The following is a 2,505-nucleotide window of genomic DNA, read 5'->3' on the forward strand; positions in this document are numbered from 1 at the left end:
AACTCGTTGCTACATCAGGGTGTTCATCTCCTAACAATTTCTTCCTTAAAGCTAAAGCATCTTTGTATAAGGGTTCTGCTTCTGTGTATCTTCCTTGGGAACGATAAAGTCCTGCTAAATTATTGAAACTGGTAGCGACATCAGGGTGTTCATCCCCTAACAATTTCTTGATTAAAGCTAAAGCATCCTTGTATAAGGTTTCTGCTTCTGTGTATCTTCCTTGGGAGTAATAAAGTCCTGCTAAATTATTGAAACTGGTAGCGACATCAGGGTGTTCATCCCCTAATAATTTCTTCCTTAAACCCAGATTCCGCACTTCAAAATGTAGTATAAAAAAATAAATAGTTTTAAAAAGTCCGAAAATCATACCTGGGCAAGAATATTTCTCTTTTCATTAAATTTTTAGGAAAAATAATCAAATTAAGAAGATTTATACTCATTGAAAACTTAGCAAGACTCAGCACAAACGAAGGAGAGTTTCCTCTTCTCGTTTGATATCATTAGACTCTTATTCTTTTATTATTTTTGCTTTATCCAATTCAATTTATAGATAATATCTTTGACAAGATGCAGGTAATAAACTCAATATAAAACGCCTTTCTTCTGTTAAATTGACAATTTGTTTAACTCCGTTTAAAATCACATAATGAATACCTTGAAAACATTGAAATATCCACCTCAAAGTCGGACGCAATGTTACTTTTCCTACTTGATTATTTATTCCTTTTTTGACTCTTTTTCAACAATTTCTTAATTCTCTTTGCCCCAAGTTATAAATCAACAAACACAAAGACATTAAAAATAACATTGTTTCTATTCTTTCTGGTTTTTCAACGAAGAAACTATCAGTAAAAAATAAGGGATCTTTCAAAAATCGAAATCCTCTTTCCGTAGATTGCTGGTTTTTATAAGTTATCAGAATTTCACTAGCTTCTAATTTATTTTCCTCTACTAAGTTAGTTGCTAAAATAAATTTTCCTGCTTCTTTAGTCTTTCTACTTATCTCTTCATCTTTTTTGATGATCAGACTAATCATTTTATAAATCTTTTCCTTTTTTTCGAGTAAGTTTCAATCAGTTCAACTTCTTTTATTTCCAACAATCTCAATTTTTTATTAATAGCTTTTAATTTATATCGAGCAGCTTGAGGATGTTCAAATTCTTCAGATTGTATTTCTTTAAGAAATTTTTGGGATTTCTTCTCTTCTTGGGAAAGTTGTTTTTCTAGTTTTTCCAAATCACTTTTCTGTCTTTTTTCACTCAAGACTATTAACCAAGTTTGCTTGATTCCACCATAAGTAACAATTTCTTCTTTCCAGGTATAACTTTCTAAATTTAGGTCACTTCTTTTTTCTTTATCTTCATCTTTTACTTCTTCCACCTCTATATTTTGCACTAATTCTTTTGCTTTTTTTATGGTCATTGGAACTCTCGTTATCCATTTTAAATGTTGGATTAGTTGGAGATTTTCTTGACCATATAAAGCACTATCACAAACCATGATACTATCAAACTTTATTTGCTTTTTGAATTCTACTAAAACTTTTCCAAATACAGCTTTATCAGATTCATTTCCATCTCCTACTCTCACAAATAATGGAATATCTCCATCTTGGCTTGTTATTAAATCCAAGACACATTGTTTTAAGTCTGGTCTATGATCCCGAGAATATCCTTTCTTAATAAAAATTGGTCTTTCTTTAATAATTTTTTCTTCTTCCTGTTTCTCTTTATCTTCTTCCCTTTTATATTCTCCATCTAAATGAAATGATGTGGAATCTAAATGGGAGCATTTAAGGTCTATTTTAAATTTTTTAATTACTTCTAAAACTACTTCAATAAAAATATCATTTAGTCCATATTTATATAATTCATCCATTACTCTCCCAATTTTATCATCATTAAGGTAATCAGGTTTAATTCTTTCTCCTAACAATTTCTCAATGGCTTTATCTTGAAAAAACTGACTGAATAAATATAGAGGTCTTGAAACAAATCCTAGTCCATTGATTAAAATAGACTTAACTACTGTACCTGCTGAGATTTTTTCTCTAACATCTATTCCTAATTTATTATTAATTATTTTGACTATTCCTATTTCATCAATTAAACCAGCTACTATCCCTAAATGGTCTAAATTTTTAACTTGTATTTCTTCTAAATAAGACATTTTTCGCTCTTTTTTTACAGAGGAAACAACTTAAGCAATTATCCCACTTTTTTGTCTTCAAGAGCTTAAGTAATTATACTTAATTATTAACCCCAGGCTTGTAGTATTTAATGCTACTTTTTGAAGTGCGGAATCTGGGTTATTAGCATAAAATCGGATTGTTTTCTCTCTTTTAGGAGTTGACGCTCGCGCATCAAAACAGTTTGGGGGGGCAGGGCAATCGCATTTAATTTTTGAAAAGCTGACTGCATAAGAGGTTTCGCGATCGCCGTTCATTTGTACTGAAATTCTAAAATCTTTACTGGATCACGCATCTCAGATTTTAATGCGATTGCC

At 30.6% G+C, this 2,505-nt stretch carries 1 protein-coding gene and 1 pseudogene; both read right to left on the reverse strand.

Going from position 1 to position 2,505, the window contains the following annotated elements:
* Positions 1-367 (reverse strand): tetratricopeptide repeat protein (locus tag CWATDRAFT_RS31075; RefSeq protein WP_042713030.1); only part of this gene is annotated, 367 nt, incomplete at its 3' end.
* 177 nt (positions 368-544) lie between these two features.
* Positions 545-2,169 (reverse strand): annotated as a pseudogene (locus CWATDRAFT_RS31085) (IS1634-like element ISCwa1 family transposase).
* Positions 2,170-2,505 lie beyond the last annotated feature (336 nt).

The organism is Crocosphaera watsonii WH 8501 (assembly GCF_000167195.1).
GTDB lineage: Bacteria > Cyanobacteriota > Cyanobacteriia > Cyanobacteriales > Microcystaceae > Crocosphaera > Crocosphaera watsonii.